The organism is Curtobacterium sp. Arg-1 (assembly GCF_025643395.1).
Lineage (GTDB): Bacteria > Actinomycetota > Actinomycetes > Actinomycetales > Microbacteriaceae > Curtobacterium > Curtobacterium poinsettiae.
On sequence record NZ_CP095731.1, the window covers coordinates 2947302 to 2966983 of the forward strand.

General features: G+C 72.1%; 15 protein-coding genes and 1 tRNA gene. 5 read left to right on the forward strand and 11 right to left on the reverse strand.

From position 1 onward, the window contains the following. Positions 1 to 63: 63 nt before the first annotated feature. Both MXD64_RS14080 and MXD64_RS14085 read left to right on the forward strand, forming a co-directional pair. Positions 64 to 825, forward strand: a complete 762-nt coding sequence (locus MXD64_RS14080; protein WP_056070282.1) for a trimeric intracellular cation channel family protein — start codon at positions 64 to 66, stop codon at positions 823 to 825. 246 nt (positions 826 to 1071) lie between these two features. Further along, positions 1072 to 1674: a TetR/AcrR family transcriptional regulator gene (locus MXD64_RS14085; RefSeq protein WP_017888341.1), complete on the forward strand. Its 603-nt coding sequence runs from the start codon at positions 1072 to 1074 to the stop codon at positions 1672 to 1674. A gap of 365 nt (positions 1675 to 2039) precedes the next feature. Here MXD64_RS14085 and MXD64_RS14090 read toward each other — a convergent pair whose 3' ends face one another. The 5 genes from MXD64_RS14090 to MXD64_RS14110 all read right to left on the reverse strand — a co-directional run bounded on the left by MXD64_RS14090 (position 2040) and on the right by MXD64_RS14110 (position 9172). Further along, complete coding sequence (locus MXD64_RS14090; RefSeq protein WP_263136651.1) at positions 2040 to 4397, reverse strand: transglutaminaseTgpA domain-containing protein; 2358 nt, start codon at positions 4395 to 4397, stop codon at positions 2040 to 2042. Then, entirely contained in the window at positions 4394 to 5725 is a 1332-nt protein-coding gene (locus tag MXD64_RS14095; protein ID WP_071251942.1) for a DUF58 domain-containing protein, read from the reverse strand. Before MXD64_RS14095 ends, MXD64_RS14090 begins: the two co-directional genes overlap by 4 nt. Further along, entirely contained in the window at positions 5725 to 6729 is a 1005-nt protein-coding gene (locus tag MXD64_RS14100) for an AAA family ATPase (RefSeq protein WP_056071020.1), read from the reverse strand. The genes MXD64_RS14095 and MXD64_RS14100 overlap by 1 nt, the downstream gene beginning before the upstream one ends. A gap of 203 nt (positions 6730 to 6932) precedes the next feature. After that, positions 6933 to 7937, reverse strand: coding sequence for a sugar phosphate isomerase/epimerase family protein (locus MXD64_RS14105; protein ID WP_263136652.1), 1005 nt, complete (start codon positions 7935 to 7937; stop codon positions 6933 to 6935). After that, positions 7934 to 9172: a Gfo/Idh/MocA family protein gene (locus tag MXD64_RS14110; RefSeq protein WP_263136653.1), complete on the reverse strand. Its 1239-nt coding sequence runs from the start codon at positions 9170 to 9172 to the stop codon at positions 7934 to 7936. Before MXD64_RS14110 ends, MXD64_RS14105 begins: the two co-directional genes overlap by 4 nt. 115 nt (positions 9173 to 9287) lie before the next feature. Between MXD64_RS14110 and MXD64_RS14115 the strand changes: the two genes are divergently transcribed. Then, on the forward strand, positions 9288 to 10292 hold the full coding sequence (locus MXD64_RS14115; RefSeq protein WP_263136654.1) for a LacI family DNA-binding transcriptional regulator: 1005 nt from the start codon (positions 9288 to 9290) through the stop codon (positions 10290 to 10292). A gap of 116 nt (positions 10293 to 10408) precedes the next feature. Here the strand turns inward: MXD64_RS14115 and MXD64_RS14120 are convergent. The 4 genes from MXD64_RS14120 to MXD64_RS14135 form a co-directional block, all read right to left on the reverse strand. Further along, a tRNA-Ser gene (locus MXD64_RS14120) sits at positions 10409 to 10498 on the reverse strand. 428 nt (positions 10499 to 10926) lie between these two features. Beyond that, positions 10927 to 12150 carry an LCP family protein gene (locus tag MXD64_RS14125; RefSeq protein WP_263136655.1) on the reverse strand — a complete coding sequence of 408 codons (1224 nt, stop codon included), beginning with the start codon at positions 12148 to 12150 and terminating at the stop codon, positions 10927 to 10929. 265 nt (positions 12151 to 12415) lie between these two features. Next, positions 12416 to 13096 carry a GntR family transcriptional regulator gene (locus tag MXD64_RS14130; protein ID WP_263136656.1) on the reverse strand — a complete coding sequence of 227 codons (681 nt, stop codon included), beginning with the start codon at positions 13094 to 13096 and terminating at the stop codon, positions 12416 to 12418. Between the two features lie 169 nt (positions 13097 to 13265). Further along, positions 13266 to 14720: an MFS transporter gene (locus MXD64_RS14135; protein WP_040420052.1), complete on the reverse strand. Its 1455-nt coding sequence runs from the start codon at positions 14718 to 14720 to the stop codon at positions 13266 to 13268. Positions 14721 to 14930: 210 nt separating this feature from the next. On the opposite strand from MXD64_RS14135, the gene MXD64_RS14140 reads away from it, so the two are divergent. Together MXD64_RS14140 and MXD64_RS14145 are read left to right on the forward strand one after the other, a co-directional pair. Beyond that, complete coding sequence (locus MXD64_RS14140) at positions 14931 to 16316, forward strand: AAA family ATPase (protein WP_262117933.1); 1386 nt, start codon at positions 14931 to 14933, stop codon at positions 16314 to 16316. Further along, positions 16309 to 18327 (forward strand): vWA domain-containing protein, encoded by a 2019-nt coding sequence (locus tag MXD64_RS14145; RefSeq protein ID WP_263136657.1) that lies wholly within the window; start codon positions 16309 to 16311, stop codon positions 18325 to 18327. Before MXD64_RS14140 ends, MXD64_RS14145 begins: the two co-directional genes overlap by 8 nt. A gap of 70 nt (positions 18328 to 18397) precedes the next feature. Here MXD64_RS14145 and MXD64_RS14150 read toward each other — a convergent pair whose 3' ends face one another. Together MXD64_RS14150 and MXD64_RS14155 are read right to left on the reverse strand one after the other, a co-directional pair. Beyond that, positions 18398 to 19156, reverse strand: coding sequence for an SCO1664 family protein (locus MXD64_RS14150; RefSeq protein ID WP_056070262.1), 759 nt, complete (start codon positions 19154 to 19156; stop codon positions 18398 to 18400). Further along, positions 19153 to 19680 carry a DUF3090 domain-containing protein gene (locus MXD64_RS14155; protein ID WP_017888309.1) on the reverse strand — a complete coding sequence of 176 codons (528 nt, stop codon included), beginning with the start codon at positions 19678 to 19680 and terminating at the stop codon, positions 19153 to 19155. The genes MXD64_RS14150 and MXD64_RS14155 overlap by 4 nt, the downstream gene beginning before the upstream one ends. Positions 19681 to 19682 lie beyond the last annotated feature (2 nt).

Below are 19682 nucleotides of genomic sequence, written 5' to 3' on the forward strand. Positions count from 1 at the left end.
GGTGAGGCTAACCTAACCGCGGATCGGCCCGCCAGTCGTGCGGCGTGATGTTTGATGGTTCTCATGAACCTGCTGTCCGTCGACGGCCTGGCGTCGGTCACGAACGTGCTCGACCTCGCCGGGGTCTTCGCGTCCGCCCTGCTCGGCGGCTCCATCGCCCGCGCGATGGACTTCGACCTGTTCGGGTTCCTGGTCGTCGGGTTCGTCTCCGGACTCGGTGGCGGGATGCTCCGCGACACCCTGCTGCAGAACGGGCCGCCCGTCGCACTGGTCGACCCGTTGTACGTGCCGGTCGCCGTCGCCGGGGCGCTCATCGCGTTCCTCGTGTCGTTCTCCGAGATCACCTGGGACCGCCTGTTCACCGTGCTCGACGCCGCCGTGATCGGGTTCTGGGCGGTGGTCGGCGTGCAGCGGACCTACGACGCCGGCCTCGACTGGCCCGCCGCGATCATCATGGGGACCATCACGGCGGTCGGTGGCGGGGCCATGCGCGACCTGCTGCTGCGACGGGTGCCGGCGGTGTTCGGCGGGAACGCGCTGTACGCCACCGTGGCCGTCGCCGCGTCGGCCACGATGGTGATCGCTTCGGCCCTCGGGTCGCCCTCGATCGGCATCCTGCTCGCGATCACTCTGTCGCTCGGGCTCCGCTGGGGCGCGGTCCGCCGCGGCTGGGGACTGCCGAACGGTCGTGACTGGCAGCCGAAGTCGACCCTGGGTTCGCTGCTCCGGCGCGGTCGGAGCCTGCGACCGGACGCGCTCCGACTGCTCCGTCGACCGGGGCGTCGGACCGGTGCCGGCAGCGTCCGGGAAGAGCACGAGGACTGAGGGGCTGTCATCCGCGGCTCCGCGACGGTACGATCAGTACCGCCGGGTATCGTCCTGGTGGTTCTGCCGGTGCGATCCCGGTGAACGCTGTCCGCACAGCACCGACGCGACCCGAACGCGGCGGTTCCGAGCAGACGTGGGGATGGGGGCTTCGCTGATGCCGCGCGGGATCAGACGCGCGGCGCGGCAGGTCTCCTCCACGATGCTCTCCCCGACGACCACCAGCACAGGTCGGAGCACCAACCGATGAGCGACGACGCTTCCCCCGCCCAGCGCATCCCGCGCGCCGAGGTCCGAGAACGCCTGCTCGCCGCCGGTGCGGCCGTCTTCGCCGAACAGGGGGTCCACGGCGCCCGGCTCGACGAGGTCGCTGCGCGCGCCGGGTTCAGCAAGGGTGCGGTCTACTCGAACTTCTCGTCGAAGGAAGACCTGCTCGGGCAGGTCATGCAGCGGTCCACCAACGTGGTGCTCGGCTCCCTGCGGCAACTCGTGCACGCCGACATCGACTCCGTCGACGTCGGGAACGTCCTGCGCGTCGCGTTCGGTCAGAACGACCAGAGCGAACAGTTCGCGCTCCTGTCGACGTTCCGCGGGTACGCCGTCCGGCACCCGGAGTTCCTGCCCGAGTTCATCCGGCAGCGCCGGGTGCTGCAGGACGGCGTGCTCGAACTGGTGCGGCTGTGGCTCGGTGGCCACCCCGAGGTCGACGTGGGCATGACGCCGGAGGAGCTCGCGAACGTGCTCATCGCGGCGAACGTCGGCCTGGTGTTCGACGCGCCGGCGCTGCCGGGGGTCAACCCGGGCGAGCTGGTCGCGACCCTGCTCGAGGCGGTCATCCGCCGGCGCTGACGCTGCCGCGGCCCGCGGGCGGGCGCGGCGGTCGGGCTCGGCGGTCGGGGCGCGGCGGTCGGGGCTTCGCACCGTGCGAGGGCCGCGACCCCGTGCCCGCTCGACCGCCCCGTGCACGCCTACAGCCCCGCACCGAGCCACCAACCACGCACCACCCGACCAACCCCCGCACCGTGCAACATCCGCCGAGCCATCGCCCAACGGAGCCCGCACCGTGCGAGGTTCGCGACCCCGTACCCCCTCAACCGCCCCGTGCACGCCTACAGCCCCGCACCGAGCCACCAACCACGCACCACCCGACCAACCCCGCAGCGCCCGACGAACCCCGCACCGTGCGAGGCTCGCACCACGCGCCCGCGCCGGCGTCAGGCCGTACGACGATCTCGACGGCGGGGCTTCGGCCCGTCGTGGGACCAGGCGGACGACGGCAACAGGCTCGGCGGCAGCAGCCGCGACCGCACGACGCGCACGCTCGGCACCGACTCGTCGAGGGCGACACGGGCCTGTCGGACGTGGCTGCCCAGCGCCGCACCGTCCACCGATGCGTCCCCGTCGGCGGCGAAGCGCTCACGGTCGACCGCGTCGACGGCGGCCTCCAGGTGCGGCACGACCGACGCGGGCAGTCCGGGCCGCAGGCGTCCGAGCACGGCTCGGGCAGTCCGGGCCACGGCGGCGGCGTCACCCGGCGGCGCGAGGCCCGGGGCGTACCCGTGGTCGGCGACGTCGTCGAGCAGTTCCCGCCACGCCTGCACGGCGGGTGACCGACCGGCGGCGATCGCCGACAGCCGGGAGCGGCGACGAACGGCCCGCACGAAGCCCGGGGCGACCGTGACCGCGAGCACGAGCAACAGGCCCACCAGCAGACCGACGGGTCCACCGTCGCCACCGGTGCTGGACGCACCCGCGGCACCCGGAACCGGGGACTCCGACGGGGTCGGAGACGCCGACTCCTCCGCCGGGGTGGTCTGCTCGGGCGCCGGCAGCGGGGTCTCCGGCGCCGCTGCCGTCGGGGAGGCCGAGGGTTCTTCGGACGGAGCGGCCTCGTCGGAGTCGGGCGTCGGCTCGAACGCGACCCAGCCGGCGCCCTTGATGTACAGCTCGGGCCACGAGTGCAGCTGCCGGTTCGACACCGCGTACTCGCCGTCGGGCTGCGGCGACCCTGCCCGGTACCCCACCGCGATGCGCGAGGGGATGCCGAGCGTCCGGGCCATCACGGCCATCGCGGACGAGAAGTGCACGCAGTACCCGTCGCGGACGCGCAGGAACGTCGAGACGACGTCCATGCTGTCACCGTCGTAGCCCTGCTCCACCGGAGCGGTCTCGGAGTACGTGAACAGGTCGCTGCGGAACCACTGCTCGAGCGCCCGTGCCCGGCCGTAGTCGTCGGTCGCGGCTGCGGCGACACGGGTGGCGGTGGACGAGATGTTCGCCGGCAGGTCGTCGGGCAGGGCGAGGTCGGTGCGGAGCTGCTCGCGGCTGGGCTCCCGGAAGCCACGGCCGTCGGAGCGCGCGAGCACCCCCGAGGCTGCGACCGCGTCGAGGTAGTCGTTGGCGAAGGTCGAGGCGCCGTACGCCTCGTACATCGCACCCCGGGCCGTCGCGGCGCCGGTCGACCGGACGGTGCTCGAGTTCCCCATCCAGCGCCACTGCGACAGGTCGAGGTTGGTGGACTGCGACTCGATCGAGACCGCACCCGACGGCACCGGCAGGTAGGTGCTCGACAGCCCGGTGATCCGGACCGTCACGTCGCCGCGGCTCGCCAGGCGCGGGTTGACGCCCTCGGCCCACTGCTGTTCGTCGGCGGTGTCGGCTTCGGCCGCGTTCGTCACGGTCGGCACCCAGTCCCCCGTGCCGAACTCGTCCAGGTCGGCGAGCTTGAGGTACTCGGGCTGCCCGTCCGACGAGCGGTACCGGAAGACCTCGAGCTCGCTCGGCCGGCGCAGGTCGTTGCCGAGTTCGAGCAGCGTGCCGGGCCGTCCGGGCTGGATCGGGGACTGGATCGCACCGGTGACACCGGACAGCCAGCTGGCGTTGAGCGGCACGATCGTCGGCAGTCCGATGGCGACGACGAGCCCGATGGCACCGACGACGGCGGCGGGCAGTGCGCGCTGCACGGGGCGCACCGACAACCACAGCAGGGCGAGGAACGCCACCGACGTGGCGATGACGAGCGGGGTACCGGCGGGCTGGCCGGTGATGACGCCCGGCACGATCAGGATCACCAGGGCCGGCGCCGCGGCGAGCGACGGGATCCGCGCAATGGCGGCGAGGAACAGTGCGACCGCCGCCACCCACCCGATCGACGCCGTGACCACGAGCCGGATCGCGTCGGTCTGTGGCAGGGGTGCCGGGTTGAGGCGGATCGCGGCGAGCGTCTGCCCGAGGGCCCCGTCGGCGTCGAGCCACCCGAGCGGCTGGATGTCGTTGACCAGGGCGGCGGCGCACGAGCAGGCGATGACCGTGCCGACCAGGACGACGAAGCGGATGCCGGGCGTCTGCCGGCGCACCGCGAGCATCACCGCGACGAGCACGGCGACGACGACGACACCGGACACCCACCAGGCGATGCCCTGCACGAGCGGCCGGATGGCGAGGGCGGCGAGGAGCACGGGCACCGGCGCGAGGGCGACGACCCAGGCGCTCGGGACGTCACGCAGGTCGTCCCGCTGCAGGATCTCGCGCACGTCGGCGCGGCCACGCGCCGGGGCGGTCGCCCCGGTCACCGCGCTGCTCCGGACGGCGTCGCACCGGCGACCGGCACCACGAGGGTCCGCCAGCCGCCGCGGTCGAGGATGCCCCGGACGGCAGGGTCCGGCGGCACGATGGTCGCCAGGATGCCGCGGCTCGACCCACTCGTCGCGCTGACGAGCTCGGCGGCTTCCTCCGCGGTGCAGGTACCGGTCACGACGGCGGTCATCCCGTGCACGTCGCGGCCGCGGACCTCGGGCAGGACGTCGGTGACTTCGCGGGCATCGGAGCGGAGCCGGACGTCGGCGAGCCCGACGAGCACGTCGGTGAGCCCGCCGACGTCGCCCGCGTGCCGGGTCGCGCCTTCGGGGCCGTCGAACACGAGCACGACGCGGGAGGTCCGGGCGGCGAGCGCGCGGGCGACACTGGCGGCCACCACCACGGCGTGCTCGAAGGCCTGGTCACCGCCCAGGTCGGAGAGCTCCGCCAGGTCTTCCCGACCGAGGCGCTGGTAGGACTCGCGCCGGACGTCGAGCGCGATCACGGCCTCGGGCGGCTGGGCCTGCGTGGTCTGGCGGACGTGGAGTTCCCCGCGGCGCGCACTCTGGGCCCAGTGCACCCGGCGGATCGGGTCACCCGGTCGGTACGGACGGAGTTCGCTGTCGTCGGCCGAACCGCCCTGTCCGACCCGGCCCTCGTCGGCGGAGACGGCACCGGCGAGCGCTCCGGCGTCGATCGCACCAAGCGGCGCCGAGGCCGGCACGACGACGATCTCTTCGGCCGCGACGACGGGACGGTCGATCCGGAGCAGGCCGAAGGGGTCCTCGACCCGGATCGTGACGGGCCCGACCAGCGAGCGGCCGCGGTGCATCGCGAGCGCTTCGACGTCGAGCACCGCCGGCGGCAGGCCCGGTCCGACCTCGGCGTAGGTCTCCGCCTCGGCCAGGCTGGCGAAGGCGTCCTCGAGCTGTTCGCGGACGAGCAGCGTCGCCCGCGGCCCGAACGGCAGGCTGGTGCCGCCCAGGGTGATGCGTTCGCGGTAGACCTCGCCCACCTGCACGATCGCCCGGGCGGTGCTGCGGCTGCCTCGCAGCGGGGTCGCGACGACGAACGCCATGACGATGCCGAGCACGACGAGCACGAGCAGCAGGAGCCCTGCCGTGACCGCGACGCTCGTGGAGCCGACCAGGCCGCCGCCGACCAGGCCGATGCCGACCGCGATGACCGTCCAGCCGCGGACCGTCGGACGCGGGAACGGGGTCCGGCGTGCCAACGAGAGCCCGCGGCGACCGAACCGGGCGGCCGTGGACCGCGCGGCACCGACGCGTCGCAGCAGCGACGGCGGTGCCGGTGGACGCGCCATCAGGAGCGGACGGGGGTGGCCGTGAACGGGATGGCGGTGTCCGAGACGATGCGGACGACGATCTCGCGCACGGTGTCCTCGCCGGTGCCGCCGAGCCCGCGGGCGACCGGCACGAGCCGGTGTGCGAGGACGATCGGGGCGAGCGCTGCGACGTCGTCGGGGGTGACGAACGGCCGGCCGGCCAGCGCAGCGTGCGCACGCGCGGCCTGCGCGAGGTGCAGCGTCGCACGGGGGCTCGCACCGAGCACCAGGTCGGGGTGCGTGCGCGTCGACCGGACGATCGCGATGATGTACGCCTCGACGTCGGGGGCGATGTGCACGTGGGCCACGGTCTCGATGATCTGCCGCAGGGTGGTGACGTCGACGATCGGCCGCAGGCGCGACAGCGGGTCGCTGCCGCCGCGGTTCGCGAGCATCTGCCGTTCGGCGTCGACGCTCGGGTAGCCCATCGCGATGCGCGCCATGAAGCGGTCGCGCTGGGCTTCGGGCAACGGGTACGTGCCCTCCATGTCGATGGGGTTCTGCGTCGCGACGATCATGAACGGACGGTCCAGCTGCCGCGTCACGCCGTCGACGGTGACCTGTGACTCGGCCATCGCCTCGAGCAGGGCCGACTGGGTCTTCGGGCTGGTGCGGTTGATCTCGTCGCCGATGACGACGTTCGCGAACACCGGGCCGGGCGAGAACCGGAAGGTGCCGGACGACTGGTCGAAGATGTTCACGCCCGTGACGTCGGACGGCAGCATGTCCGACGTGAACTGGATGCGGTTCACCGACCCGCCAACCGAGGCGCCGAGCGCCTTGGCGAGCACGGTCTTGCCGACCCCGGGGACGTCCTCGACGAGCAGGTGCCCCTCGGCGAGCATCACCGTCAGGGCTGTTCGGATGGCTTCCGTCTTGCCGTCGATCACCGTGGCGACGGAGGCCACGATGTCGTCGCCCACCGATCGCACGTGTTCGAGCGGGAAGGCGGGGTCGGTCGGTTCCGGCACGCAGGGCTCCATCGTCACAGGACAGGTGTCGTGCATGCTACCCCGGCCCGGTGACAGCACCCGGCACGGGTGCACCGACTGGTCGTTCCGCGCACCGGTGGCCGATCCGCGCAGGGTGCGGCCGGGAGGCACTGCGCACCACGAGCGGATCCGTCACCCCGTGCGCGGAACGGCTCACGGGCCTCCAGGCGGTGTGCGGGTCGGCCGCCGGAGGGTCAGGCCCGGTGCGGCAGTGCCGCGTCCGCGGCGCGCAGCACGCGCGCGGCGACCGCGACGCCGTCTTCGCGCCCGAGCTCGGTGTCCTCGTGCTCGATGTTCACCCACATGTCCGGGTCGATCGCGCGCAGGGCCTCGAGGAACGTCGTCCAGTACGCCTCGTCGTGGCCCTTGCCGAGCGCGACGAAGTCCCACGCCGACGGCTTCGGCCACTCGTTCGCCCACTCGTCGCCGCCCAGGTTCGTGCGTGGCTCGTCGGTCGACAACCGGCGGAACGAGTTGTCGAGTACGCCGTTGATCGCGGCGTGCGGGTTGATCCGGACGTCCTTCGCGGCGGCGTGGAAGACCAGCGGGCCGAGGTCGCGGGCGACCGCCACCGGGTCCATCTGCTGCCAGAACAGGTGCGAGGCGTCGAGCTCGACCCCCACGTTCGTCAGCCCGCCGCGTTCGACGAGCTCGCGGATCGTCGCCGGGTTGAACACCAGGTTCTGCGGGTGCAGCTCGAGCGCGACCTTCACGCCGTGCTCCCGGGCCAGGGCGTCGATCTCCTGCCAGAACGGCACCGCGACGCTCCACTGGTGTTCGAGGACGTCGAGCGCGGCCGAGTTCCACGCGTTCACGATCCAGTTCGGCCGCGTCCCGCCGGACTCCCCCGCCGGAAGCCCGGACATCGTGACGACGCGGTCCTGTCCGAGGCGGGCCGCGAGGCGGATGCTGCGTCGGACGTCCTCGGCGTGGGCGGGACCGATCGCGGGGTCGGGGTGCAACGGGTTGCCGTTGCAGTTGAGGCCGGCGATCGAGACGCCGGTGTCCTCGAACTGCGCGAGGAAGGCGTCACGGGCTGCGTCGTCGACCAGGATCGCGTCGAGGTCGGGCACGTGCACCGGGGGCAGGAAGCCGCCGGTGTTCAGCTCGATGCCGGTCAGGCCGTTGGCCGCGATGACCCGGAGTGCGTCGGTGAGGGGGCGGTCGTGCAGGATCGCGTTGTAGAGACCGAGCTTCATGCGCGGACACCCTCCGTGGTCGGGACGACGGCGTCGGCCACGTCGACGGACGCACCCCCGGCCGCGGCGGACCGTGCCACCGCGTCGAGGACCTCCATGTTGTGCACGCCGTCGTCGAACGTGGCGTTCGCGGGCAGGGCGTCGGGTACGTCGCCGGACAGCCCGGCGACCTCGTCGAGGAACGCCCGCGCCTGGTACTCGAACATCTGGTTCTGCCCCCAACCGACGCCCGGGGCGTCCATCGCCATGCCGCCCGCGACGTAGGGGTGGTCCGGGCCGAGCACGACCTGGCGGTACCCGCCCGTACGCGAGCCGTCGGACTGCAGCGCGAGGCCGATCTCGGAGGCGCGCTCCTGGTCCCACCGGGCGGCCCCGCGCTCGCAGAACACCTCGATGACGAGTCCGTTCGGATGCCCGGCCGCGACGCGGGAGGCCTCGAGCGACCCGACGACCGTGCCGTCACCGAAGCGTGCACTGAACGTGGCGTAGTCGTCGTTCCCGACAGCCGCGGTCGCACCGGTGAGCGGGACCGCCTGCCCCCGCAGGGCGTGTCCGGCGGCCACGGGTCGCTCGGTGATCGACGTGGTGAACGTCCCACCGCTGACGCTCCGGACCGGTCCGGCGAGGAACTCGGCGACGTAGGACAGGTGCGAGCCGACGTCGGCGAGCGCCCCGGACCCGGGCTCCCCCGCGAAGCGCCACGAGAACGGGACGTCGGGCGAGGCGCCGTAGTCGGTCCAGTACCGACCCGAGACGTGCAGGACCCGGCCGAGCGTGCCGTCCTCGACGAGCTCCTTGATGGCCGCGAGCCCGGGAGCGCGACGGTAGGTGAAACCGATGCGGCCGAGGACTCCGCGCTGCTCGGCCTCGGCAGCGGCGGACGCCATGGCGCGGGCGTCGTCGAGCGAGTCGGACAGCGGCTTCTCGCACAGCACGTGCTTGCCGGCGGCGAGCAGCCCCTCGACGATCTCGCGGTGCAGCGTGTTCGCGACGACGACGCTCACCACGTCGATGTCGTCCGCTGCCGCGATGGCCCGCCAGTCGGTGTCGTGCCGCTCGTAGCCGAAGCGCCGTGCGGCCTCGGCGGCGAGGGGCTCGTACACGTCGCCGACCGAGACGAGCCGGACCGGCGGCATCGTCGAGGTGAAGAGGGAGGGTGCGTTCCGCCACGCAGCCATGTGGGCCTTGCCCGCCATGCCCGCGCCGATGACGGCGACGCCGATGCTGTCGCTCATGTTCTCTCCTTCGAGAAGGTCGCTGGATCCGATTCTGGAACGTTCCAGAACGTTTCGGTAGACTGTAGCCGCACCAGCCCATGTCCTGTCAAGCACCGTGCCGGAAAGGCTCAGCGTGACCCCTCGCCCGCCGACGATCATCGACGTCGCCGCACGCGCGGGCGTCTCGAAGTCCCTGGTGTCGATGGTGCTGCGCGACGACCCCGGGGTCTCCCCCGCCCGCCGCTCCGCGGTGCTCGCCGCCGTCGCGGAGCTCGGCTACCGCCCGAACCGCGCCGCCGCGATCCTCGCCGGCACCCGGACCCGCACCATCGGCGTCATCGTCGACGACTTCCGGAACCCCTGGTACGTCCCGATGCTCGACGGCATCCGCGAGGCCCTCGCCCCGCACGGACTCCGCCTCACCCTCGCCGACACCCGCGCCAACGCCCACCTCGGTTCCTCGCCCTTCGACGACCTGGTCTCCCTGCGGGTCGACGGCGTGGTGCTCGCCGCCGAGGGCTTCCCCGACGTCGTCGTCCCCGCGGACACCCCGGTCGTGGTCGCCGGTGCGCGTGAGGACGTCCCAGGCGGACTCGACGTGGTCGCCTCCGACGAAGCCGCCGGCGGACGGCTGGCAGCGGATCACCTGATCGGGCTGGGTCACCGCCGCATCGTCCACGTCACCGGCTCGGGAGGCCCGGCTGCGCTCCGCCGGGACGCCACCGTCGCGCAGCTGGTCACGTCCGGCATCGAGCCGCTGGTCTCCGGCTCCGGCCCCACCTCGGAAGCCACCGGCTACGAGGGCACGCGGCTCGCACTCCGGGAGCACCCCGACCTGACCGCGGTGTTCGCCGCGAACGACGTCATGGCGATGGGTGCGATCGCCGCCGTGCAGGAAGCCGGACTCCGCGTGCCGCAGGACGTCTCGGTGATCGGCAACGACGAGACCCCGCTCGCCGCGTCACCCCTGCTGCGCCTGACGACGGTCGACCCGCACAACGACGAGGTCGGGCGCCTGGCGGCTGCGCGGTTGGTGGAGCGGATCGGCGCGGCTGCGGGAGCCCCGGCGGGTCCCATCCGGACGCTCGTGCCACCGACGCTCGTGGTGCGGTCGACGACGGGGCCGCCGCGCGCCTGATCGCGCTCGAGCCGCGGAACCTGGTTCCGGCGGGGTCGACCGCCGTGCGGGGCGCCCGGGAACGACGAAACCCCGGTCCGATCGGACCGGGGTTTCGTCATGCTGTTCGTACAGTGCGGAGACGGAGGGATTTGAACCCTCGGTCCCCTCAAAGGGGACTCCACCTTAGCAGGGTGGTGCACTCGGCCGGACTATGCGACGTCTCCAAGCACTCTCGCGAGCGCTCCGACCACCATACAGGAGGACCGCGCCACTCTCGACCCGACGCACGCCCGCGCGTGGCTCGGGCCGGATAGCGCGGTCCCCCGAAGTGGGGACACATCGGGGTTGTCGGGGCGTACCCCACTGCATAGCATCGTCGGGACGCGGCAATCACGTTCCGGGGTTCGCCCCCGTCGTCGCGACACAGCACCCGACGTCGTTCTCCGCGCGGGCCCGGCGCGCCCGATCGCGTGGTGCCCGACGGGGAGCGACTTCCCCGGGGGCGCGGCGCACCACCGCGCCCCCGTTCCTGCGCTCGGGGGCAGGCAGCTACCGAGCCGAGACCCGTCCCCGCGGACAGTCCACGGGCGTTGAAGGCCGCAAAGAGTCCGCCCGACCGAGACTCGGGGCCAGCGAGGGCCCGCCCCGCGCCTCAGTACCCGAACGCCTTGGAGCAGGTCTGCTGGTCGGCTGACTGGCCCTCGAGTCCGTCGATGGTCTCGGGCGTCGCCGAGGGGGTGCGGGGCGCAGCCGACGACGGTGCTGCCGGGGTCGCGGGGGTCGCGGGCTTCGGCGCAGCCTCCGGAGACGACGGTGCAGCGGTCGGCTGCGCCGGACCCGTCTGCGTCGGACTCGTCTCCGACCCGATGCCCGTGCTGTCCGCCCCGAGCGAGAACGACTGGTCGGCCTTGATCTTCGCGAACAGCTGGTCGGCCAGGTACGTCGTCGGCTGGACCTTCCCGGCGTAGACCCCGGTGCCGCCCGTGGTGCCCGGGTACTGCACGAAGTTCACCTGCGCCAGCGGCAGGTCGCGGAGCGCCAGACCCATCTGCACCATCGTCCCGATGTCGTTCAGGCTCTGGGACAGCTGCATGTTCGACGCCGCCGCCCGGGCCAGCTTGTACAGGCGGGCGGGCGAACCGAGGGTGTCGTTCGACTTCACGGTGCGGAGCAGCGACGACAGGAACACCTGCTGGCTCGAGATCCGGGCGAGGTCCGACCCATCGCCCACGCTGTGCCGGGTGCGCAGGAACGCCAGGGCATCGTCACCCTGCAGCGTCGAGGTGCCGGCGGGCAGGTTCAGCCCCGTGTACGAGTCGGTGATCGGCTGGGCGACGCAGACCGGCACGCCGCCGATCGCGTTCGACATCTCGATGACACCCTTGAACGACACCGCCGCCGAGTACTGGATGTCGAGCCCGGTCAGCCCGGCGACCGTCTGGGTGACGCAGTTCAGGCCGCCCTCGCCGAACGAGGTGTTGATCGGCTGCGCCGCCATCGCCGGGGCGGTGCCCGTGCCGTCGGTCTTCTTGCAGGCCGGGATCGGTGTGACGAGGTCACGCGGGATGCTCACCGCGGTGGCGTTGGTGTGGTCCGCCGAGACGTGCAGCAGGATGTTGACGTCGTTGAGGGTCGCGTCGCGCTCCCCGAACGCAGCGCTCTGGTCGGGGTCGTTGTCGGTGCCGACGACGAGCATGTTGAAGCCGCCCTTGAAGGCGCTGAGGGGCTTGGGACCACCCTTCGCCTGCGGCGCGGGCTGGCCCTGGATCTCCACCCCGTCACCGAGGTCGTCCGTGACCTGCTTCGCCGCGATCGCCGTGACCGAGACCGAGCTCACGAGCGCCACCGCGACGACGGCGGAGACCGTCTTGGCCACGGTCGCGAAGGGGCTCGAGCGCCGGAGACGTCCGTGCCGTGCGATCCCGGACGCTCGGTTCAAGCGGTGGGATCGGTCGCGGACGTCGTTCACGGGCACTCCTGTCGTCGGTGGACACGCCGGGGACGGCAACCGGTCAAGGCTGCCACGACGTTTCCTGACGATCCGGTGCGAGGCGCACCGGCGATGCTCGGTGAACGGCATCGCGACCAGCGGATCCGCGGCGGTCGGCACGGACCTGAACGGATCCGCAGCCGACGCCGCGTCAGGCCGACACCACCACCCGGAAGCGGTCCGGCAGGGCGATCAGGGCGGTCGAGAGTTCGAGGAGTGCGGCGGCGCAGTCGTCGAGGGCATCGCGGCCGGCGGCGTCCACCGCTCGCTCCACGATCTCGACCCGTCGGCGCCGGTCGACCACGGCGTCGATCCCGTTCGCCAGGGCGACGTCATCGGTGAAGAACATGTCGAGCACGATGCGCTGCGACAGCAACCAGTCGCCGCTCACCGACGATCCGCGGCGCCGCAGGTACCAGGACCCGAGCTCGACGAAGGCACCGGCCTCGGTCCAGCACTCGCGGAGCCACGCCTTGTCGAACCGGCCCTGGTAGCCGACGGCGCTCGACGGAGGATCGGCGAGCATGGTCTGCGCGATCCGGAGGCGCTCGGTCATCTGGTCGACCGACCAGTGCGAGATCACGACCCCGACGTACCGCTGGACGGTCGCCAGCTGGAGCGATTCGAGGGTCACGAGGGCTTCGCGCACAGGCGTCCGCGACACCCGCATGTCCGATGCCAGGGTGTCGAGCCGCAGCCGCTGCCCACGGCGGTACTCGCCCCGCAGGACGTTGTCGAGCAGGCGCAGGAACACCGCGTCGCGCAGCAGGCTGCGGCGCAGGCCGTGGGGATCGAGGTCGCCGGCCGCGGCGCGCATCGGGGTGTGCTCCATCACCCCAGGGTCACGCACGGGCGGAGCCCCCGGGGAGCGGGCGGCCGCTGTCGTGGATGATCGTCGCCGGTGTCGGACTGTGGAGGAGTGCCATGCAGGCACAGTGACAGCGCTGCGGCGGCGGCGCTAAACACTCTGCATACAGAATGTCAGGCCGCCGCCACCGTGCTCACTTCCGGTCGGACTTCGCGTCCCCGGTGAGCACCGAGAGCGGTTGGGTGACGTCCTCCAGCCCCTTCCGCGCGGCGTCGACCCCGAAGATCAGGGCCACCACGCCGCCACCGATCATCACCGCGGATCCGAGCAGGTACCCCCAGAACAGCGGCTCCCGCGACGACCCGTCCCCGATGAAGGCACCGTAGATGGCCGGGGCGACCGCACCGAAGATCTGCGCCAGGGCGAAGAAGTACGAGATGGCCTGCGACCGCAGCTCGAGCGGGAAGATCTCGCTGACCGTCAGGTACGCACTCGACGCACCGGCCGAGGCGAAGAAGAACGAGACGCACCAGAAGGCGACCTGCACCGTGGCCGAGATCGCGTCGGCCCGGAACAGGAACGCCGACGTGGCGAGCACGAGCCCGGACACCAGGTACGTCAGGAAGATCATCTGGCGACGACCCCAGGTGTCGAAGAAGCGCCCGAGGATGATCGGCCCGAGCAGGTTGCCGATCGCGAACGGGAAGAAGTAGACCGCCGTCTCCGCTGTCTTCAGGCCGAAGAAGTTCGTCAGCACGAGCGCGTAGGTGAAGAAGATCGCGTTGTACAGGAACGCCTGCGTGATCATCATCGTCGCGCCGACGAGCGTCCGCGTCGGGTACTGCTTCAGCAGCACGCGCGCGATGGTGAGGAACCCGACGCGGTCGGTCGGTGTGACCGTCATCGCCTTCGACTGGTCGACCTCGGGCAGCGGCTTGCCGGTCGCCTGCTCCACCGACGCCTCGATGCGGGAGACGGTGGCCTCGGCTTCTTCCTGACGTCCGTGCGTCATCAGCCACCGCGGACTCTCCGGGATGTGCCGGCGCAGGAAGATGATCGCGATGCCGAGCACCGGGCCGAGGAAGAACCCGATGCGCCAGCCGATGTCCTCGGCGAAGTACGACGTGTCGAGCAGGTAGATGTTCGCGAAGGCGCCGAGTGCCGCGCCACCCCAGTACGTGCCGTTGATGGCGATGTCGACGTGCCCGCGGTACTTCGCGGGGATGAGTTCGTCGATCGCGGAGTTGATCGCCGCGTACTCGCCACCGATGCCCAACCCCGCCACGAACCGGAAGGCCGCCAGGAACCAGAAGTCCTGCGCGAGGCCCGCGATGCCGGAACCGATCAGGTAGATGGCCAGCGTCAGGATGAACAGCTTGCGGCGGCCCAGCCGGTCGGACATCCGCCCGAACACCAGGGCGCCGACGACCTGCCCGACCAGGTAGATCGTGCCGAGCAACGTCACCTGTTGCGTCGACAGGTTCAGGTCGGCCTGGAACCCGGCGTTCGAGACGATCTGGATCTCGAGACCGTCGAGGATCCAGGACACGCCGAGTCCGACGACGACGCTCCAGTGGAACCGGGTCCACGGCAAGCGGTCCATCCTGGCGGGCACCAGGCTCTTGATGGTTGCGTTCGCGCTGCTCACGAAAGGGGACCGTACGCCGAGATCGCCGATGTGGTTCAGATGCGGTACGAGCAACCGGGGGCGGAGCCGGATCCCCCTACTTCGAATCCGGCTCCGTCGCCGGGATCTCAATGATCGCAAGTGCGATGGAAACCCACAAGCGGACGGACGGGAGGCCCGTGGCGGGGCCCGCCACGGGCCTCCCGTCCGACAAGGCGTAACGTCCAGAACGTGACCCGACCTGACATCCGCACGGTCGGCGAGCTCCGCACCTCTGGTCACGTCCAGAAGACGGTCCGCGCCGAGATCCGCGACAACCTGCTCACCGCCCTGCGCCAGGGTACCGATCCGTGGCCCGGCCTGCACGGCTTCGAGACCACCGTCATCCCCCAGCTCGAACGCGCCCTGATCGCCGGGCACGACGTCGTCCTGCTCGGCGAGCGCGGCCAGGGCAAGACCCGCCTGCTCCGCACCCTGCAGGGCCTGCTCGACGAGTGGACGCCGGTCATCACCGGCTCCGAGCTCGGCGAGCACCCGTACGAACCGATCACGACGGCGAGCATCCGACGTGCCGACGAGCTCGGTGACGCCCTGCCGATCAGCTGGCGGCACCGCGACGACCGCTACGTCGAGAAGCTCGCGACGCCGGACACGAGCGTCGCCGACCTGATCGGCGACGTCGACCCGATGAAGGTCGCCGAGGGTCGCAGCCTGGGCGACCCGGAGACCATCCACTTCGGGCTGGTCCCGCGCGGCCACCGCGGCATCGTCGCGATCAACGAACTGCCCGACCTGGCCGAACGCATCCAGGTCGCGATGCTCAACGTGATGGAGGAACGCGACGTCCAGATCCGCGGCTACGTGCTGCGGCTGCCGCTCGACGTGCTCGTCGTGGCGAGTGCGAACCCCGAGGACTACACGAACCGCGGCCGGATCATCACACCGCTGAAGGACCGCTTCGGCGCCGAGATCCGCACGCACTACCCGATCGAGCTCGACGACGAGATCGCCGTCATCCGGCAGGAGGCGCAGCTGACGGCCGAGGTGCCCGACGCGCTGATCGAGATCCTCGCCCGCTTCACCCGGGCGCTCCGTTCGTCGAGCGCCGTCGACCAGCGCAGCGGCGTGAGCGCCCGGTTCGCGATCGCGGGTGCCGAGACGGTGTCCGCCGCCGCCGTGCACCGCGCAGCACGCCAGAGCGAGGACGAGGCGGTCGCCCGCCCGATCGACCTCGAGACCGCGGTGGACGTCCTCGGCGGCAAGATCGAGTTCGAGAACGGCGAAGAGGACCGGGCCGACGAGGTCCTCGAGCACCTGCTCCGCACCGCGACCGCCGAGACCGTGCGCGCCCGGTTCAGGGGTCTCGACTTCGCGGTGCTCGTGGACGCGCTCGACGGCGGCACGATGGTGACCACGGGCGAGCAGGTCAGCGCCCGGGCGTTCCTCGAGGGGCTGCCGTCGATCGGCGAGTCCGACCTGTACGACCAGGTGTGCGACCGGATGGGTGCCACGAACGACGGCGAACGCGCCGGCGCGATCGAGCTCGCCCTCGAGGGCCTGTTCCTCGCCCGACGCATCAGCAAGGAGTCCGGCGGGGGCGAAGCCGTCTATGGCTAGGCAGAACCGACGCCTGACGCGCGACACCCGCTACGGGGCCTACACCGACGGGCCGGACCCGCTCGCGGCCCCGGTCGACCTGGCCGAGGCGCTCGACGCCATCGGGCAGGACGTGATGGGCGGCACGTCGCCCGAGCGTGCGATGCGGGAGTTCCTGCGACGCGGTGGCCGGACGCAGCGCGGCCTCGACGACCTGGCCCGCCGGGTGGCCGAGCGGCGCCGTGAACTGACGAGCCGGAACAACCTCGACGGCACCCTGCAGCAGGTCCGCGAACTGCTCGGCCAGGCGCTCCGTGCCGAACGCGGCGAACTCGCCCGCAACGTCGACCTCGACGACGGCGACCGGGCGCTGGCCGAACTGCAGCTCGACAGCCTGTCGCCCTCCCCCGCCGCCGCGGTGCAGGAGCTCGGCGGCTACGACTGGACGAGCCCCGAGGCCCGGCAGAAGTACGACGAGATCAAGGACCTGCTCGGCCGCGAGGTGCTCGACCAGCGCTTCGCCGGCATGAAGCAGGCGCTCGAGGGCGCCACCGACCAGGACCGGGCCGCGGTCAGCGCGATGATGCAGGACCTCAACGCCCTGCTCGAGGCGCACGCCCGCGGTGAGGACACCCAGCAGCAGTTCGACGACTTCATGGACCAGCACGGCGAGTACTTCCCGTCGGACCCCGCGAACGTCGACGAGCTGCTCGACGACCTGGCAGCCCGCGCGGCCGCGGCGCAGCGCATGCGGAACTCGATGACCCAGGAGCAGCGGGACGAACTCGACTCCCTCGCCCAGCAGGCGTTCGGCTCCCCGGACCTGATGGGGCAGCTGTCCCAGCTCGACGGGAACCTGCGGTCCCTGCGGCCCGGCGAGGACTGGGGCGGGTCGGAGCGCATGGACGGCGAGCAGGGCCTCGGGCTCGGCGACGGCACCGGGGTGTTCCAGGACATCGCAGACCTCGACGCGCTCGCCGACCAGCTCGCCCAGTCCGGCCCCGGCTCGGAACTCGACGACCTGGACCTCGACGCGCTGTCCCGGCAGCTGGGCGACGAAGCGGCGGTCGACGCGAAGACCCTGCAGCGGCTCGAACAGGCGCTCCGGAACTCGGGGGCGATGCGCCGCGGTGCCGACGGGCAGCTCCGGCTGACCCCGAAGGCGATGCGGCAGCTCGGCAAGAGCCTGCTCAAGGACGTCGCCCAGCGGATGTCCGGTCGCCAGGGCGCCAGGGACCTCCGTCGCTCGGGCGCCGCGGGTGAACCGTCAGGGGCGTCACGGCAGTGGGCGTTCGGCGACACCGAGCCGTGGGACATCCCCCGCACGATCACGAACGCCGTGGTGCGGACGGCGGCCAGCGGTCGGCAGGGAGCCGGCGTGCACCTGAGCATCGACGACGTCGAGGTGCAGGAGACCGAGGCCCGCACCCAGGCCTGCGTCGCGCTGCTCGTCGACACGTCGTTCTCGATGGCGATGGAGGACCGCTGGGTCCCGATGAAGCGCACGGCCCTGGCGCTCCACACCCTGGTGTCGACCCGGTTCCGCGGCGACGACCTGCAGCTCATCGCCTTCGGTCGCGAGGCCGAGGTGATGGACGTCGAACAGCTCGTCGGTCTCGACGCGATGTGGGACAAGGGCACGAACCTGCACCACGCCCTGCTGCTCGCCAACCGGCACTTCCGCAAGCACCCCACGGCCCAACCGGTGCTCCTCATCGTCACGGACGGCGAGCCGACCTCGCACCTCGAGCCGAACGGGCAGGTCTGGTTCGACTACCCGCCCGACCCGGTGACGATCGCGTTGACCGTCCGGGAGCTCGAGAACGCCGGACGCCTCGGCGCCCAGACGACGTTCTTCCGGCTCGGCGAGGACCCGGGGCTCGCCCGGTTCATCGACGCGATGGCGAAGCGGGTGGACGGCAGCGTCGTGGCGCCGGAGAACGACGACCTCGGGGTCGCCGTGGTCGGCTCGTACCTCGGCTCGCGTCGCGGGGCCGGCGGCGCGCTCTTCCGCGACGACTGGGGGCTCTGAAGCCAGCCCCGGACAGCCGGGAGGCCCGTGGCGAGACCGCCACGGGCCTCCAGTCCGTACCTGGGTGCGTCTAGAACAGCGGCCAGGGCACGGCGGGGCCGTGACCCGGCGGCGGCGGGAAGATCCCGACGGCGCGCAGGGCCGCGCAGCGCGCCCGGAGCGTGTCGATCTCCTCGTCCGTCAGGTGCTCGGCGAGCTCGTCGCCGAGCCCGCCGCGCAGGGCTTCGGACACGCGGTCGAGGCCCTCGAGCTCGTCCGGCCCGAGGGGCTCGCCGATCCAACCCCACAGGACCGTCCGGAGCTTGTGCTCGACGTGGAAGGTGAGCCCGTGGTCCACGCCGAAGCGGTGGCCGTCGGGCATCGCGAGCACGTGCCCGCCCTTGCGGTCGGCGTTGTTCACGACGACGTCGAAGACGGCCATCCGGCGCAGGGCCTCGGAGTCCTCGTGCACGAGCGTGACGGGCTGGTCGCGCTCGTCGATGGCCTCGAGCACGGGCAGCCAGGGCGAACCGTCCGCCTCGGCGAGTTCGGGTGCCACCAGGTCGACGGCGTCCTGCTCGGGGTCGACGTCCTGCCAGCGCTGCACCATGCCGGGGCCGAACGGACCGTCGCCCATCCACGTGGGCGGGACGACGCCCCAGCCGAACGCCTCGGAGACCAGGTGTGCGGCGATCTCGCGGCCGGCGAGCGTGCCGTCCGGGAAGTCCCACAGCGGGCGCTCGCCCTCGACGGGCTTGTAGACGACGGTCGCGCCGTCGAGGTCGGCGAGGAAGGTGGCGTTGGACGCCTCACGGATGCGCGCCCGGACGGAGAGCGATCCGTCGCTCATGCGTCGCCGGGCGGACGACCGGCGGCGACGACCTCACGCGTGCGCTCGACGAATGCCCGGGCGGTGCCGACCGGGATCTTCACCTGGAACAGCTCGGCGGGTTCGGGGATCTCCACGACGGCCTCGATCTCGACGCCGTCCTCGCTCTCCTCGGACACGATCTCGACCTCGTCGTCGATCGGGTACGCCTCGATGACGACCTGGGCGGTGGACGGGTCGAAGCCCAAGCTCAGCGCTCCGGCGCGGAACTCGGCCTCGACCGGCTGGTCGAGGGGCTCCGGGTCGCGGAGTTCGGCGGGCACGGACGGCGGCACGCTGAAGCGGTTGTCGTCGACGGTCGCGACCTCGTCGAGGAGCTCGTCGATCTTGTCGGCGAGCACGGAGGTCTGCTCCTTCTCGAGCGCGACGCTGGTGACGCGTCGACCGGAGCGGGCCTGGATGTAGAAGGCGCGCTCACCCGGACGGCCGATGGTGCCGACGACGAGGCGGTCCGGCCAGTCGAAGCCGTGGACGATGGTGGGCATAC

Excerpts from the sequence above, each read along its gene's own strand:
- MXD64_RS14080 (WP_056070282.1), top strand. The coding sequence starts at position 64 with ATGAACCTGCTGTCCGTCGACGGCCTGGCGTCGGTCACGAACGTGCTC.
- MXD64_RS14085 (WP_017888341.1), top strand. The coding sequence starts at position 1,072 with ATGAGCGACGACGCTTCCCCCGCCCAGCGCATCCCGCGCGCCGAGGTC.
- MXD64_RS14095 (WP_071251942.1), bottom strand. The coding sequence starts at position 5,725 with ATGGCGCGTCCACCGGCACCGCCGTCGCTGCTGCGACGCGTCGGTGCC.
- MXD64_RS14100 (WP_056071020.1), bottom strand. The coding sequence starts at position 6,729 with ATGGAGCCCTGCGTGCCGGAACCGACCGACCCCGCCTTCCCGCTCGAA.
- MXD64_RS14105 (WP_263136652.1), bottom strand. The coding sequence starts at position 7,937 with ATGAAGCTCGGTCTCTACAACGCGATCCTGCACGACCGCCCCCTCACC.
- MXD64_RS14110 (WP_263136653.1), bottom strand. The coding sequence starts at position 9,172 with ATGAGCGACAGCATCGGCGTCGCCGTCATCGGCGCGGGCATGGCGGGC.
- MXD64_RS14130 (WP_263136656.1), bottom strand. The coding sequence starts at position 13,096 with ATGGAGCACACCCCGATGCGCGCCGCGGCCGGCGACCTCGATCCCCAC.
- MXD64_RS14145 (WP_263136657.1), top strand. The coding sequence starts at position 16,309 with ATGGCTAGGCAGAACCGACGCCTGACGCGCGACACCCGCTACGGGGCC.
- MXD64_RS14150 (WP_056070262.1), bottom strand. The coding sequence starts at position 19,156 with ATGAGCGACGGATCGCTCTCCGTCCGGGCGCGCATCCGTGAGGCGTCC.
- MXD64_RS14155 (WP_017888309.1), bottom strand. The coding sequence starts at position 19,680 with ATGCCCACCATCGTCCACGGCTTCGACTGGCCGGACCGCCTCGTCGTC.